This window comes from Mucilaginibacter flavidus (assembly GCF_024055575.1).
Taxonomy (GTDB): Bacteria; Bacteroidota; Bacteroidia; order Sphingobacteriales; family Sphingobacteriaceae; genus Mucilaginibacter; species Mucilaginibacter flavidus.
The window spans coordinates 84,772-99,222 of sequence record NZ_JAMXOE010000011.1 but is presented as its reverse complement, the minus strand read 5'-3'; the positions used below and the strand labels follow the sequence as shown (position 1 = coordinate 99,222).

Genomic DNA, 14,451 nt, shown 5'->3' with positions numbered 1-14,451 from the left:
ATAAATTAATTGAACAACCAATCAATTTATAATTCACAAAGAAAGAATTTATACGCAATAAAAGTTTTACGTTATTACCCTATTATTAAGCGATATTGGGGTTTATAGGCCAAAAGCTCATATAAATAAGCTATCATCCGGATTTTAAATATTTCTGTTCTGCCAATTCGCAAGCCTATGAAATATCGACGATTAAAAAGCAGTAAGTTAATTGAATAACCAATCAATTTATAAAATTTCAGAAATAAGATTACTTTTGAGTAGTTTAGTCGTTTCAGATATTATTAGCATGGGTAGAAAGAGCCTTAAAGAGATAAGACAATTAGAAATTATAAAGACCTTTTACAAGGTTGCTAAAAAAGAAGGTTATGAGAATACTTCTATCGCCAAAATAGCGAAAGTGATGGATATTAATCCAAGCCTTGTCAGTCATTATTTTGAAACAAAGGAGGATCTAACTTATGCACTGATAGATTATATCCTCGAAAGATACCTGTTGATCTATACGATTAAAAATAAGGAAGAAGTTACGCTTGAAGATTTACAAAAAACGATTGAAATGCTTTTTTCAAAAAAATGGAATTTGCTATTTGACGATGGGCTGTTTTATACCTTTTATGCATTGGCGTTCAGAGAGAAAAAAATCAAAGCAAAATATAAGACTATACTGGATTCCCTTCGCCTTGCACTTGCGTCAATGATAGAGCAATGCAATGAAAAGCATTTAATAAACGTTCCAACCCCTAAAACAGCGGCTGATTTAATTTTCGTACTGGTAGATGGCGCATATTTTTATCTTTCGTTAGAAAATGATAAAAAAGCATATGCCGAGCGCCTTGAATATTACAAGAATAAAGCTTACGAAATTTTGGGTATAGATAACTCATTCAGCCCTGGAAGCACCCTGGATACGTAACTGGCGACCTAAGGCAAATACCCCAATAAACATCCATAACAGGTTGGCTACAGCATTTGGCATATCGCTATTATCAATTGCTGTGGCTACCAAACACAGTCCGCCCATGATGTTCAATAACTGAAAAGTCCGCGATTCGGCCTTTATTACTTTTAAGCTTAACAATAAATAACCTAAGGTGCATAAAACCACACCCAGCCAGCCAATACTTGTTAATATAATTTGTTTCATAACGTCGGGTTAATATTGCCGGTAAATGTTATAATGTGCCAGAGGCAGGCACACCATCCTACAGGTCGATCATCTTTCCCGTTTTTACCGATTCATCACAGGCAAAGGCAATTTTCAGGCTATTTACCGCGTCGGCAGCAGGTTCTGAAAGGTCGATATCTTCCAGTATGGCTTTTAAAAAATGGCGTTGTTCACGATTACACAATTCCTGGTGGTCGGGTTCGTCTTTCAAATCTATCCACTCATTTTCCCTGGTAAACTCGTCGTCCGCATCGAGGTCTGCGTAATGCACCTTGATTGATTCGGTTTTGGTATGCGCCCTGATATTGTCTGAATTACCGGCCGACGCGGCATTTTTCGCGACAATAGAAACCGCACCTTTAGGCCCGAATACGTCCTTAATGAAAAATGCATTATCGCTTACCATTGGGCCCCAGCCGGCTTCATACCAACCCACAGAACCATCTTCAAAACGGATCTGCAGGTGGCCATAATTATAATTCCAGTCCGGGATATCATCTGTAAGCCTTGCGCCGATGGCACTCACCTGCATTGGCCGCGATCGCGTCATCTGGCACATCACGTCAATATAATGTACTGCGCAATCTACAATCGGGCTCAGGCTTTTCATCAAATTGCGGTGAATCGTCCATTTGTGGCCGTGGCTCTGCTGATTCAGGTTCATACGCATCACCAGCGGCTTCCCCATTTCTCTTGCCAGTTCCGTAAACTTTTCCCAGGATGGGTGATACCTTAGAATATACCCTACCAACAGCTTTTTATTTGCCTTTTCCGCAGCTGCTGCAACCCTTATCGCTCCCTCAACAGAATCAGCCAATGGCTTTTCTATAAACACATGGCAGCCTTGTTCAAACGACTTGATAGCGTAGGGCTCATGTGTATCCGGATAGGTAGAAATACAAACGGCATCCGGCTTCGTTACGTCAAGGGCTTCATAAAAATCATCAAACAACGGATAGCCACCGCCCAAATTTTGATTAAGCACCTCTTTGCTCTTTCCGGTAGATACCAGCCCGCATATTTCAAAGCCGGGTAAAGTATGGTAAGCCACGGCATGAGATGACCCCATATTGCCGCAGCCTACCACCAACACCTTTATATTGTTCTGTACAGACATGTTTTGCTTTTATACGCCTAAACTCCAGCCTTTGCGGTACTGGCGTTTTACAAATTGATTTACGTCGTCAAAGTTGGTCACTTTCATGTTAGCTTTATCCCACAACATTTTCATGTCTCTGCCCGGATAGCTTATATTTCCGTTTGCATCCTTGCGTTGCACATCGGTACCCCTAATAGCCAGGTTGGCGATCAACAATGTTTCGGTAAGCGGACCAGCGATCTCAAAAGGAGAGCTCAGCTGAATCTTGCCATAACCGGCCATGGCTGCTTCGGCAAACATCGTATAATGTCCGTCTTCCTGCCCGGGAACGCGTGGAATAGTGATCGCGGTATTATCTTCACTATTGCGCGATAAGGGAAGAAGCCTTGGATTTTTGCCATAAGTTTCGCAAATCATCTTTCCTTTGGTGCCGATAAACAACACCCCATTATCCCCAAATCTTTCATCAGGGCCCAGTTCTTCCGGGCGCTCCGGCTTTATTCCACCGTCCATCCAGTGTACCTTTACTTCGCCTTTTGTTTTATCCGTTTTAGCAAACGTAAGGATAACGTGGCTTGAAGGCGGACAGCTTTCAGGAAAATAACCGCGGTTAAACTCCCCAACGTATACACTTCCTACACTACATTCTACAGCAATCGGCGTATCCAGATCCAACACCCTGAAAGGTGGTTCAACCAGATGGCAGCCCATATCGCCTAAAGCACCTGTTCCAAAGTTCCACCAGCCGCGCCAGTTAAAGGGCACCAGGTTATCTATATAATCCTTATCGGGGGCGCTACCCAGCCACAAGTCCCAATTTAATTCTTTAGGAATTTCGGTTTTGCCTGTTGGCCATGCTATTCCCTGTGGCCAAACCGGGCGGTCGGTCCAGCAATATACGGTGTGTACTTTGCCAATCTTACCAGCATTATACCATTCCTGCAATCGCCTTACGCCATCGCCCGAAGCACCCTGGTTACCCATTTGGGTTACCACCTGGTAGCGTTTTGCCGCCTCAGTGAGCATGCGTGCTTCATAAATATCGTGGGTTAAAGGCTTTTGTATATATACGTGCTTTTCTAACTGCATGGCAGCCATCGCAATCATAGCGTGGTTATGATCAGGTGTCGACACGGTTACCGCGTCAATGTGTTTAGCTTCCTTGTCAAGCAGTTCACGGTAGTCTTTATAGTATTTTGCTTTGGGAAAGTTTTTGACTGATGTGGCCGCGCTCCGGTCGTCAACATCGCATAAAAATGCTACGTCGGTCTTTCCGCCTTTCACAATGCCGGCAATATCGCTCTCGCCTTTTCCCCCTGCCCCTATACCGGCAAGTTGCAACCGGTCGCTCGGCGCCAAAAATCCTTTACCCCCAAGTACATGACGGGGTACTATCATAAATCCCGCTGCTGCAAGCGCAGTTGTTTTAATAAAACCTCTCCTTGAATTTTGAGTTATTGATTGTTCTTTATCCTCGGGCATCACTATTTTTTTATAATTGATTTTTTATTTTACTCCGGCAATTCACGTATGTAAATATCGCGGTAATACACATGCGTTCCGTGCGCCTGCAGTTCTATTTGTTCTTTAGGGAAGATAGGTTGTTTACGGTCCCAGTAGTTGTCCATTACCACATTGTCAACAACCAGCACACCGTTTAAGTAAACGGTAACGTTCTCCCCTTTCATAATGATATGGAAATTGTTCCAATCGTTAATGGCATTATCAGCCAGTTTGAGTGGTTTGCTTTGATGCGCCTGGTTATTGTATAATCCCCCGGAACCTACTTGCGCACCAACACTTACCCTTGATGTGTCCCATATCTGCACCTGCGGCGACCCACGAAGGTAAATACCTGCATCACCCTCTTTTTCTATTTTCCAATCCACATACATTTCAAAGTTGCGGTACTGTTTGGTGGTACATATATTTTCGCCTTCGCCACTGAAATTGAGTACGCTGTCTTTTACATACCAGCCTTTGCGCATAATATCATCCGCCTTTTGTTGTTCTTTGGCCAGTGTTTGGGCGTCCATTTTGCTGCGCTCTATCGGGTTGCCAACCAAACCTTTCCAGCCGGCCAGGTCTTTATTGTTAAATAGCGGTACAAGGCCGGCGTCTGCAGGCATCTCGGCAATAAACTTACGAATGGCTACTTTTTCATAATCGCTGTCGCCGCCTTTTTTTATCTGCAAGGTTTTTTCAAGCCATTGCTTTACCTCACTGCCATAAAAGTTCTTGTCAGACAGCCCGATATTTGAGACGTAGTTGGATACATCATCCTTCAATTCGGGATCGTCGAGGTATTTGCTTAAATATAGCAGCGCAGGGAAGGTTTTATTATCTGCCAATTTTTCCAGTACGAGTTTTTTCTGCGGAACGGTTTGTGCCAGTTGCATAGCATTGCGCAGGTAAATCACCTTCTCATCGGCCGGGTAACCGGATTTGCTGATCGTAGCCACATAGCCGATAATTGCCCGATTTTTCACCCCCGGGTCATTCGCTTCTTTCGCAATCGTAAACAATTCGGGCGCGGCGCTTAGATCAGACCATGCCGACAGGGCCGCGATAGCCGCATGTTTGGCAGAAGCATCGCCCTGGTCGAAAGCTTTTGATATAGCAGCAAGCGACCTTTTATCACCTATGCTTGCAAGGATGTTAAAGTATACCTGTTTCTTATCCGCAGCGGCTTTGCTCATTTGCTCCAATACCACGGGGCTTTCCACCGACTTATCCTTCATCTGCCCGATAGCCGCAATAATGGCTGCAGATATATCTGATGTTTCATTTGCCTGGGTTGACGAAGAAAGTAAAACAAATAATTGATTCAAATTATCTTCACCTGCCAGTTGCTTTAAGGATGCATAAGCCGCCACGCGAACTTTAGTATCGCTACTGTTTAGTAATGGTATTATTACGCCGATCTTATCATGAGCCCCCCGCGCAGCCAAAACGTCAATAAGCGCTACCTGTACATCGGCAGGCAAAGTGGGCAAAACGTTCGCTACTTTTGTAACAACGGTAGTTCCTTTCATTATCAGGAGCGCGTTTTGTACTGCGGTAATTTCTGCGGCGTCGCCGGTTTTCAATACCTGCAATAAATTGCTGAGGTACCTGTCCTGCCCTATTTTACCTGTTGCCGTAATGGCAGCAACCACCACCCCGCTATCCTTACTGTTTAATTGCGCTAATATTGCAGGCAATGCCGAAGCGGCCTTGTTATCGCCCAGCATTTTGATGATGGCGGCTTTTTCCCCGTCATTAGCTATGCTTAATTCTCTTAGCCATAAAGCAGTATTAGTTGGGTTGAGGTAGGGTGCCGCAAATTTTAAAGCGGCTTCTCTGTATTGCGGATTGTTGTTCCTTGCGGCATCGATCAGCAATGGAGTGCTTTTGGCTCCCTGCATGTCGGCCAGTAATTTTAAAGCCGCCGTGTGGGTCTGCTCCTGGTTAGCCAGGCCTGCTTTGGACGACAGGGTTTTAGCCAGGCGGGCGGCAATTACCACGTTCGTTTTTGCTAAATTTTTAATATACAACAGGTAAGCTGATGTGGCGTTGGTTTCATCATAAGTAAACCCGGCCTTCTGGGCTGCGTTAGCCATCAGGTTGATTGATATAGGGTCGGCTATATTAGCCACCGCGTATAGCGCCACCTTATCCAGTTTTTTGTCTTTGCCTATCAGTTCCGATATACTTTTTACGGCGTCAGCATTCCGGATATCGCCCAGGGCTTCTACTAACGATAACCTGCAGGCGCCCCGCGAACCTCTTAAGGCTAACAATAGAGTTCCTTTTGCTGCAGGCGAACCGATCTTTACCAAAGCACGCGCAGCGGGGTCACAAAGGCGTTCATCGCCCAGGTATTTTTTAAGGATGAGAATAGCATCATCCTTACCTGTAACCTGTAACTGGCTGATGATAAATGCCTGGTTTTCTTTGTCGGCCGATTTAGCCAGCGCTTTGCCATAAGCTTTTACAGCCATGGCGCGCCACAGCTCTTTACCCGGCTGCGTAACATAAAACGAAAAGCCGCTGATGGCATCGAATATTTTAGTGTTATCTGCCTGTCCTGTTGGCTGCAGCATACCCAACATATTTACTATACCCGCTTCCCCAAGCTGCGCAGTTGCGACAGCATTGGCATTTAATTCGGATGCGTTGTTTGCCGGTTCCTTTTCAAGTATAGATTGCTGCGCCTGTACCGAAGCAACAAACGGCAGCAAAAAGGCTATTGTGATAAATATTTTCCTCATGATTGTGATTTAAAATCGTTAAACATTAAATGGTCCAGGGGCCGCGAAGTGGTGGAAAGATTAAGCGGTTTGCCCCTTCATCATCAATAAATTCCTGCTTCACAGGATCAAATTTTAACGAGCGACCTAAACGCAGCGCCACCAGCCCCATATTAATGATGGTGCATGAGCGGTAACCGTTTTCCTCATTCAATGCAAATTTTTTCCGGGTCTTTACCGCGTCAATAAAGTCGGTAACCTGTGGTTCGGGGTCGGGGAATTCAGATAATTTCCGCTCCAGGTCGGGGATGTCCGATTTAAACCCGGGATATAGCTTTCCTTTTGGCCCTTCTATGTAAGGTACATTATCAACTGTTCCTTCACCATCCAATATAATTTTGCAGCCATCAGCATAAGTGTAGGTTATCTTCCTCCAGGTGCCTACTGCATCCATATTTTGCTGCGGAGCATCTATTTCAACGCTTATCGGGCTGGTATTATCCTTCCCTAAAAAGTATTGAACGGGATCTAAATAATGCTGCCCCATATCGCTCAGGCCACCGCCATCGTAATCCCAATAACCTCTGAAGGTTTGGTGCACGCGGTGCGGGTGGTAAGGCTTATAAGGCGCAGGGCCCAGCCAGGTTTCATAGTCCAGTTCGGGCGGAACTGGCATTGCGGGCAAATTGGTTTTGCCAACCCAGTAAAACTTCCAGTCGAAACCGGTATGGCGGCCAACAGTTACCGTCAGTGGCCAGCCCAGCATTCCGCTTTCTACCAATTTTTTGATCGGCTTTACGGTGGTTCCCATCCCGTAAAAATTATCTTCAAAACGGAACCAGGTGTTCAGCCGGAAAATACGGCCATGCTGCTGCACTGCCTCCATCAGGCGCTTTCCTTCGCCTATGGTATGTGTCATTGGCTTCTCGCACCAAATATCCTTTCCTGCCCTTGCTGCATCGGCGGCTATAATGCCATGCCAGTGCGGCGGGGTAGCAACGTGTACAATATCAACTTCCGGCATTTGAATAAGCTCCCGGTAATCGCTCATTGTTTTTGCGCCGTTATTCAGCATGCCGGCTACTTCGTGCAAGTGATTTTTATCGACATCGCAAATGGCAACCACTTTAGTGCCGCCGTAAGGGATATGGTTGCGGCCCATGCCGCCAACGCCGACGATGCCTTTAGTAAGGTGATCGCTTGGAGCAAGATAACCCTTGCCCAAAACAAAGCGCGGCACTATAGTAAATGCTGCCGCCGCGATAGCCGACTTTTTTATGAAATCGCGCCGGGTATTTATTATTGGTTCTTTCATGGTTATTGATGGGTAAGTAATGGTTTTATAAAAAACATATCATTTTATTTCACAGACTTAACTGGATTACAACTCCCTGATCATGATGTGCCTGTAAAAAGCCTTATCGCCATGATCCTGTAAAGCAATCTCGCCGGTTTTAGCCTTCCCATAATCCGGGTAATCCTTCCATTTACTTTCAGTACGTTTTTTGTTCCAGTCGTCGGTCCAGGCCTCAAACTCAACTATCTTTTTGCCGTTCAACCAATGTTCCACATGGCCGTTGTTAAAAATGATGCTGCTGGTATTCCACTCACCTACCGGTTTTAGCTTTTTATTGCTGTTAGCAACGTGCATGGCATAGTCGGCGCCTGCTTGTTGCCATTCTTCCAGCTTCTGCGGAAAATTAACATCATCAATAACCTGGTATTCGGGGCCTGTTTCATACGGTGCATGATATTTTGCGTCTTCCTGCACATGATACATTACACCGCTGTTGCTGCCCTTGCTTACTTTCCACTCCCATTTCAATTCAAAATTAGCAAACTTCTTATCAGTTACTATATCACCTCCCGATGCATCTTTGGCTGCACCCAGGCATACCAGGGCGCCATCTTCAATATCCCAGTTTTTAACCGGTGTTGTTTTATTGTAGCCATGCCAGCCATTTAAGGTTTTGCCATCAAAAAGACTTATCCAGCCGCTTTTTTTGTTCGATGCAGGCGTTTTGGTTTTAGAAACAGTAAACGCCAGGGAAGCAATAACCACCGCTAACGCTACCGTTAACTTAAATTGATTTTTCATATTTGGTTTGTTTTAGTTGGTAAAATTTTCCTAAGTCCATTTTTTAGGAAAATAAAAACCAATTATATAAAAAATAATCAAAACAAATTATCGAAATGTAATTATTTATATAAATATATTTAACTTTACTAAAAATTTTATAAAAGTACTTTTAAAATAACCGGTAGTACTACTAATTGCACATGCATACTATGAATTCAAGCCCCCTTAAGTCGATACTCGTAGATAAAACTTATTTAGACGAGCTGAGTAATATTGAGCGGAAAAAATATTTGCAAAAGGTTAAGTTTATAAAATATATACATGCTGAGGGCCCGCAGTCGAACGCCAGCCTGAGTAATTTTCTGAATTTAAGCTTACCCACGTCAATCACACTGATAAATGAACTTATCGAGGAGGATTTAATAGAAAGAAAAGGAAGAGGCGAATCTGTTGGCGGAAGAAAGCCTGACCTGTATGCACTAAAGGATAATTCATTCTATATTCTTAGCATCGATATGGAACGATTTAAGATCAAGATGGCCATTTTCGATAGTAATAATAACAACATTACCGGGGTGCAAAGCTTTACATTCCCGATAACGCAAGAGGTAACTGCCGTAAACCAGCTTTATAATATTGCGCAGGATTTAATGAAGGCCTCGAAGATCGATCAGTCTAAATTGATCGGGATTGGGGTCGACATGCCGGGCCTGGTTGATACCGCCCTGGGCGAGAATTATACTTATTTGTTTTCAGGAAAAGAATCAAAAAGCCTGAAAGATACCTTAGAAGAAAAGTTCAACAAACCAGTTTTCATTCAAAATGATGTTAAGAGCGCAACGCTTGCAGAATCCCGTTTTGGGCTGGCCAATAATAAAAAGGATGTACTGGTGCTGTTAATGGACTGGGGCGTTGGTTTAGGGGTGATTATGGGCGGAAAATTGCAAAACGGAACATCCGGCTTTTCGGGCGAATTTGGGCATATCCCTTTTGTTGAAGATGGCGCCTTATGTTATTGCGGCAAACGCGGGTGCCTTGAAACGGTGGCCTCGGGCATTGCATTGGCAAAAATGGCCAAGGAAGGTATAAAGTCTGGTCAGAACTCAATTTTGGATAAACTATCGGACCAGGAAATAGATAAAATAGAACCACAATTGGTTATTGATGCGGCAAACCGCGGCGACCAGTATGCCATTAGTATATTGGCCGATATCGGCATTAAACTGGGGCGGGGTATAGCTATCCTGATACAACTTTTTAACCCGGAGCTTATTATCCTGGGTGGAAAAATGGCCGAAGCAAAGCAATATATAACTATCCCGATCCAGCAATCAATTAACACGTATTGCATGACGCAGATGCGGGAAAAGGTTGATGTTGTTTTATCAAAACTCGGGCAGGATGCCGCCATAATGGGCACGGTAGGATATGCTATAGAGAAAATTTTAGACCAGCAGATACTGTTAGCATCCTGATACCTTCTTTACCTTTGCACCTCAAAAGATCAGCATGGGACTTGTAAAGATTAATGGCATTCAGCTTTTTATTGAAGTTAAAGGGGCTGGCTTTCCGGTTATATTAATACATGGCGTGGGCGGAGATCACCAGGCACATTTAAGAAATATAATTGGTCCGCTGTCGAAAAACTTTAAAACTATTGCGTTTGATTGTCGTGGCCACGGGCAATCAGACAAACCATTGCAATATGCCATAGAAGACCATGCGAACGACGTTTTGGGAATCATGGATCATTTCGGACTCGAAAAAGCGCATTTACTGGGCGTCTCTATGGGTAGTTATATTGCGCAACTGGTTGCCATTACCGCTCCCGACCGTATCGATAAGCTGGTATTAACTGTTACCAAATCAAACGGGCTCACCTCGTCTATTCAGCGCTTATTCAAAGAAAATGAAAAAGAGATTGAAGGCCTGGATATGCACGCAACCATTTTGAAGCTTTTGAAATATATGGTGTATGGTCCTGAGCTGATGAAAAATCATTTGGAGATATTTGAGACTACACTAAGTCACGAGCAATTTGCCGCTGCCAACAAAGCTATAGGTGCTTTCGATTTCAGAAACCTGCTCCCGAAAATAACGGCAAAAACGCTGGTAATTAGCGGAAAACATGACGTGCTGAACCCACCGGCCGACGGAAAGGAAGTGGCCTCACTGATTAAAGATGCAACATTTGTTGAGATGGAATATTCAGGACATGCACCAACGTTTGAGGAACCACAAAAATATATCAATATAGTTGAGCGCTTTTTGTTAGGATAAGTAAAATCGCGCCCCTTCTCAAGAGGGGAACCAAAAAAGAATCCTCTGACTACCTTTGGTGGAGGGTTCAAAGGAAATAAAAATATGAAAGGGGTTAAAAAAGAAAATCTGCCTCAAAAAACCTGTATAGTTTGCGGGAGGCCATTCAGCTGGCGTAAAAAATGGGAGAAAGTTTGGGATGAGGTTAAATACTGTTCAGATAAATGCAGGACGCACCAAAGAGGCCATTAATTTTAACAATGCGACTGGATGCAGCCAGCCAGGCATTCTTTGATAAGCAACGTGCGCGATACTTCCCGCCGCGGCTTAACTTACTCAGTGCGCATTTGACGCTGTTTCATCAATTGCCTGATCAAATATCCACCTTTGAGGTGTTGGAGAACCTGCAGCAGTCTTTATTCAATCTTGAGGTAACCGGGCTTATAAATTTAGGGGCAGGGGTAGCCTACAAAATTGAGAGCCCTGCGTTACTGGCACTATATAAATTATTGAGCCGGCATTTCAACACCGACCTGATCCCGCAGGACCGGCAAGGCTTTCGTCCGCATGTGGTTATCATGAATAAGGAAACACCAGGAAAAGCTAAAAACCTGCTCAATGAACTTTCGCAACATTTTGAGCCGTTTACTATTACCGCTACAGGGCTCGACCTGTGGGTTTATTTGGACGGGCCATGGGCGTATCGGAGAGGTTTTGATTTTTTAAACGGATAAGGCGCCCAGGTTATTACGTTAACGTGAGTTCGGAACAAGAATTGGCACACCTCAAACTCCTACTTCGCCTCACCTAAACGGCGAAGCCCTCATGTAATAATCCTCTCCAATGGAGAGGACTTGAGCTTCGCTCTTCGAAATTTCCCTTTCAACACCCTCTCCTTTGGAGAGGGCAGGGTGAGGCGACGAGCGGCTATTGTGGTTGTATCCGCAGCCCAATGGATCGTATTCCTATATTTCTAACACCGCGTAAAATACAACCGACAGTACGTCTTGTATACTAAAATATACATGCGAACCCCCGTTTGGCCGGTGGACGTGCTCATTTTAGAATTGGCACTATATTTACTATGTATAGTTCAGCAAAACATTTAAACTATGAAAGCGAAATCAACTAAAACCACCGACTTACTAAAATCAATCGATCAGCAATTGAGAGCGATCCTTAGAAAAGATATCAGGAAAATTGAAGATGCAAATGTGCGGCAAGCAGCATTCCTGCAACTGATTGGAGCTTAGTATCTTGTTACTCGAAAAATGCCGATTAGTCTTGAGTCGAAAGTCTTAAGTTCTAAGTCAGAAAAAGCAATATCCTGGCTCGGACTTTCGACTAAAGACTATCGACTTAATACTATTATAAAAAACCATCTACCAATGGGATTGAAGCGTTCGTAAGAACGCTTTTTTTGTTACCGGTATTTTGGTTGGAAATTATAATTTGGGGATCGGCTGACCGCTATAGGGCGTTTCCAGCGCGTTCTTTATTCGGGTGAGGCGGTGCATTGCCCTGCCGCCATCGCTGTTCAATAACATGGTTTCAATGTTCCGCTTTACGGCTTCCGCTACGTCCAGTTGGGTGGAGGCCCGGTCGAGGCGAAGGGTTTCGGGTAATGTGGCGGTTTCGAAATAGGTTATTAGTTCCTGTGGGGTCATGGGGGCAAAGGTATTAAAAGCATGCAGCGCATGAAAAATTACCGCCATTAAATATTTTCAATAAGCTGCTGCAGGCCCGTGTTTTCTTTTAAAACACCGGCTACGGCTTTCAGCTGGGTTAATTGCTCATCACTCAAATCACTGATGCTGTTAACTTTACCGGCATTATTTTTCAAATAAACCGCTTTGGCACCAGGCATGCTGCCGTGGCCCTGCAACCTGAATTGCAACGGCAGCAGCGGGCCGAAAAGCAGCGAGCCGGCAAGGTCGGGGAAGGCATTAAGGTCGGGTTCAAAACCGGCGGCATTTGCCACCAGGCCAGCCAGCTCATGCAGCCCGGGCATTCCCTGGCCTTTTGTCGTTTTAAAACCAGCTATCCAATCAAGCATCTCAGCCGGACTTGCTGCCGGGATATGGTTACTCCAGGTGCCCGTGATCCACCGCGCCTGCAATTCGAGCGAGGGAAAGAACGAGCCTGATTGTAAATACTGGCCTATAAAAGCCAGGTTGGGGAACGAGGGGTGGAAAGTATATTTATACAGATCGAGGTGCTCATCGCCGGTGTTGATAACCTGGTATATTTCGCTGCTCAGAAAAGGAAGGTTCAGCTCATAGCCTGTGGCAAAAATTACATCATCTATCGCTTCTTCCGTTCCATCGGCAAATACTACGCTGCGTGCATTAAAATGATCGACATCCAGCTTTTGCGTAATGCGTTTTTTTTGTACCTGCGCCAGGTAACCGTCAGATACGGTTACGCCGGCTTCCAGGATATTTTCGGCTGGTTTAAGGCCGTCAAAATCTGCGGGATTGCCGCACGATTTAATGATAAATTCTTTAAGCCTTTCGGCGCCTGCACCGGGCGGGAATGCATTTGCCGCTAAACTTCTGAATCGCGTATATAGCTGATGGTCTCCCGGTTCGCCGTTTATCAATTTGGTTACCACATATTTTGGCTTCCGGCACGAAGATATTACCGTTACCGAGTCGTTTAACGACAGATCGGCCGCCAGGTCGGAGCCGGTTACCCGGTTGCCTACTACCAGCACACGCCTGCCGCTGAAATCGGTATTGCTGCGGTAGTTAAACGCATGCGATACCCGCCCGGTAAATTTATCCAGTCCGGCCCCCTGCGGTATATGAGGTTTATTGAAACGGCCCGAAGCCACAATTACCCGGTCGAATATTTCTGACCGGGCCCCGTTTTGTTTGGTGGTGTAAGTTAGCTGATACCCTTTGCCGGCAAGGCATTCAAGCTGGTTTACCGTAGTGTTGAGTTTAATGTAGGGCGACAGGCCGAAATTTTCCCGGTAATCACCGAGGTACTGCTTTACCACCGCATGTGAGGGGTAAAGCTCAGTATCCTCCGGAAAAGGCATATCCGAGAAGGCCGTAAGGTATTTGCTGGAGTTGGTATGCAAGCTGTCCCACACGCCGCTTAGCCCGGGGGCCTGTGTCCATTGTCCGCCGGTCTCCTTTCCCTGCTCAAAAAGCGTAACATCAAATCCATCGTATAACGCCCATTTCAGCGCCGCTAAACCCGATGGCCCGCCCCCTATAATGGCGAGTTTATTTGATTTCATAGTGTTTTGTGTTTTGCATGCGCCGGTTTAAACATGCCGCTTAAAGTAACTCTTTTGCAATGTCAGAAAATATTATGGATATTTATTATGATGCAGATATTGAACAGGTGCTCAAAATCATTTTGGGGGGTAAGCGGGACGCTGTCCGGAGTGGGGATCGGCCCGGTGCCGCCAAACGCATAGCTGGTTTTGTTTCTCACAAAAAATTTCATTTCCCTGTAGTTAAAAACTACAGGCATAGCTTATTCGTAGTCGGAGACTACGAACAGCGGGGGGTATTAAGTACTATAAAAAAGAGCCGCCTGGTTAAATTCTTTAACCAAGCAGGCTCGTTTATTTTGAGGATTGGGTGGATCCTGTAGT

15 protein-coding genes are annotated in these 14,451 nt (G+C 44.9%); 7 read left to right on the top strand and 8 right to left on the bottom strand.

Translation table 11 applies throughout. The features are described from left to right. Positions 1-211: 211 nt before the first annotated feature. A complete protein-coding gene (locus NAF19_RS16835) occupies positions 212-916 on the top strand; it encodes a TetR family transcriptional regulator (protein ID WP_252791308.1) in 705 nt (234 codons plus the stop codon). On the opposite strand, the gene NAF19_RS16830 is transcribed toward NAF19_RS16835, so the two are convergent. The 6 genes from NAF19_RS16830 to NAF19_RS16805 all read right to left on the bottom strand — a co-directional run bounded on the left by NAF19_RS16830 (position 884) and on the right by NAF19_RS16805 (position 8,597). Further along, the gene (locus NAF19_RS16830) at positions 884-1,147 is read right to left on the bottom strand and encodes a CBU_0592 family membrane protein (RefSeq protein ID WP_252791305.1); all 264 of its coding nucleotides are present in this window, start codon (positions 1,145-1,147) and stop codon (positions 884-886) included. The two genes, NAF19_RS16835 and NAF19_RS16830, sit on opposite strands and share 33 nt — an antisense overlap. A 58-nt stretch (positions 1,148-1,205) precedes the next feature. After that, positions 1,206-2,285, bottom strand: a complete 1,080-nt coding sequence (locus tag NAF19_RS16825; RefSeq protein ID WP_252791304.1) for a Gfo/Idh/MocA family protein — start codon at positions 2,283-2,285, stop codon at positions 1,206-1,208. Positions 2,286-2,294: 9 nt separating this feature from the next. Further along, positions 2,295-3,749, bottom strand: a complete 1,455-nt coding sequence (locus NAF19_RS16820; protein WP_252791303.1) for a Gfo/Idh/MocA family protein — start codon at positions 3,747-3,749, stop codon at positions 2,295-2,297. Between the two features lie 29 nt (positions 3,750-3,778). Further along, a complete protein-coding gene (locus tag NAF19_RS16815; RefSeq protein ID WP_252791302.1) occupies positions 3,779-6,520 on the bottom strand; it encodes a 3-keto-alpha-glucoside-1,2-lyase-like domain-containing protein in 2,742 nt (913 codons plus the stop codon). A 25-nt stretch (positions 6,521-6,545) separates the two neighbouring features. Then, positions 6,546-7,814: a Gfo/Idh/MocA family oxidoreductase gene (locus NAF19_RS16810; protein WP_252791300.1), complete on the bottom strand. Its 1,269-nt coding sequence runs from the start codon at positions 7,812-7,814 to the stop codon at positions 6,546-6,548. A 66-nt stretch (positions 7,815-7,880) separates the two neighbouring features. After that, entirely contained in the window at positions 7,881-8,597 is a 717-nt protein-coding gene (locus NAF19_RS16805) for a 3-keto-disaccharide hydrolase (protein WP_252791299.1), read from the bottom strand. A 191-nt stretch (positions 8,598-8,788) separates the two neighbouring features. On the opposite strand from NAF19_RS16805, the gene NAF19_RS16800 reads away from it, so the two are divergent. From NAF19_RS16800 to NAF19_RS16785, 5 genes are all read left to right on the top strand, one after another. After that, complete coding sequence (locus NAF19_RS16800) at positions 8,789-10,054, top strand: ROK family protein (protein WP_252791298.1); 1,266 nt, start codon at positions 8,789-8,791, stop codon at positions 10,052-10,054. A gap of 34 nt (positions 10,055-10,088) precedes the next feature. Next, positions 10,089-10,859: an alpha/beta fold hydrolase gene (locus NAF19_RS16795; RefSeq protein ID WP_252791296.1), complete on the top strand. Its 771-nt coding sequence runs from the start codon at positions 10,089-10,091 to the stop codon at positions 10,857-10,859. An 84-nt stretch (positions 10,860-10,943) separates the two neighbouring features. Next, positions 10,944-11,090 (top strand): DUF2256 domain-containing protein, encoded by a 147-nt coding sequence (locus NAF19_RS30590; protein WP_256484335.1) that lies wholly within the window; start codon positions 10,944-10,946, stop codon positions 11,088-11,090. Positions 11,091-11,098: 8 nt separating this feature from the next. Beyond that, the gene (locus NAF19_RS16790) at positions 11,099-11,572 is read left to right on the top strand and encodes a 2'-5' RNA ligase family protein (protein WP_252791295.1); all 474 of its coding nucleotides are present in this window, start codon (positions 11,099-11,101) and stop codon (positions 11,570-11,572) included. Positions 11,573-11,950: 378 nt separating this feature from the next. Beyond that, complete coding sequence (locus NAF19_RS16785; RefSeq protein ID WP_252791293.1) at positions 11,951-12,091, top strand: hypothetical protein; 141 nt, start codon at positions 11,951-11,953, stop codon at positions 12,089-12,091. 192 nt (positions 12,092-12,283) lie between these two features. Here NAF19_RS16785 and NAF19_RS16780 read toward each other — a convergent pair whose 3' ends face one another. Both NAF19_RS16780 and NAF19_RS16775 read right to left on the bottom strand, forming a co-directional pair. After that, the gene (locus NAF19_RS16780; RefSeq protein ID WP_252791292.1) at positions 12,284-12,553 is read right to left on the bottom strand and encodes a DUF6965 family protein; all 270 of its coding nucleotides are present in this window, start codon (positions 12,551-12,553) and stop codon (positions 12,284-12,286) included. Beyond that, positions 12,553-14,088, bottom strand: a complete 1,536-nt coding sequence (locus tag NAF19_RS16775) for a flavin-containing monooxygenase (RefSeq protein ID WP_252791291.1) — start codon at positions 14,086-14,088, stop codon at positions 12,553-12,555. Before NAF19_RS16775 ends, NAF19_RS16780 begins: the two co-directional genes overlap by 1 nt. Positions 14,089-14,147: 59 nt before the next feature. Here NAF19_RS16775 and NAF19_RS16770 point away from each other — a divergent pair, with 59 nt between their 5' ends. Next, positions 14,148-14,450, top strand: coding sequence for a hypothetical protein (locus NAF19_RS16770; RefSeq protein ID WP_252791289.1), 303 nt, complete (start codon positions 14,148-14,150; stop codon positions 14,448-14,450). The last annotated feature ends 1 nt before the right edge of the window (position 14,451 follow it).

Coding starts and splice junctions, on each gene's coding strand:
- NAF19_RS16810 (WP_252791300.1), bottom strand. CDS start 7,814: ATGAAAGAACCAATAATAAATACCCGGCGCGATTTCATAAAAAAGTCG.
- NAF19_RS16770 (WP_252791289.1), top strand. CDS start 14,148: ATGTCAGAAAATATTATGGATATTTATTATGATGCAGATATTGAACAG.
- NAF19_RS16790 (WP_252791295.1), top strand. CDS start 11,099: ATGCGACTGGATGCAGCCAGCCAGGCATTCTTTGATAAGCAACGTGCG.
- NAF19_RS16805 (WP_252791299.1), bottom strand. CDS start 8,597: ATGAAAAATCAATTTAAGTTAACGGTAGCGTTAGCGGTGGTTATTGCT.
- NAF19_RS30590 (WP_256484335.1), top strand. CDS start 10,944: ATGAAAGGGGTTAAAAAAGAAAATCTGCCTCAAAAAACCTGTATAGTT.
- NAF19_RS16775 (WP_252791291.1), bottom strand. CDS start 14,088: ATGAAATCAAATAAACTCGCCATTATAGGGGGCGGGCCATCGGGTTTA.
- NAF19_RS16780 (WP_252791292.1), bottom strand. CDS start 12,553: ATGGCGGTAATTTTTCATGCGCTGCATGCTTTTAATACCTTTGCCCCC.
- NAF19_RS16820 (WP_252791303.1), bottom strand. CDS start 3,749: ATGCCCGAGGATAAAGAACAATCAATAACTCAAAATTCAAGGAGAGGT.
- NAF19_RS16795 (WP_252791296.1), top strand. CDS start 10,089: ATGGGACTTGTAAAGATTAATGGCATTCAGCTTTTTATTGAAGTTAAA.
- NAF19_RS16825 (WP_252791304.1), bottom strand. CDS start 2,285: ATGTCTGTACAGAACAATATAAAGGTGTTGGTGGTAGGCTGCGGCAAT.
- NAF19_RS16785 (WP_252791293.1), top strand. CDS start 11,951: ATGAAAGCGAAATCAACTAAAACCACCGACTTACTAAAATCAATCGAT.
- NAF19_RS16815 (WP_252791302.1), bottom strand. CDS start 6,520: ATGAGGAAAATATTTATCACAATAGCCTTTTTGCTGCCGTTTGTTGCT.
- NAF19_RS16830 (WP_252791305.1), bottom strand. CDS start 1,147: ATGAAACAAATTATATTAACAAGTATTGGCTGGCTGGGTGTGGTTTTA.
- NAF19_RS16800 (WP_252791298.1), top strand. CDS start 8,789: ATGAATTCAAGCCCCCTTAAGTCGATACTCGTAGATAAAACTTATTTA.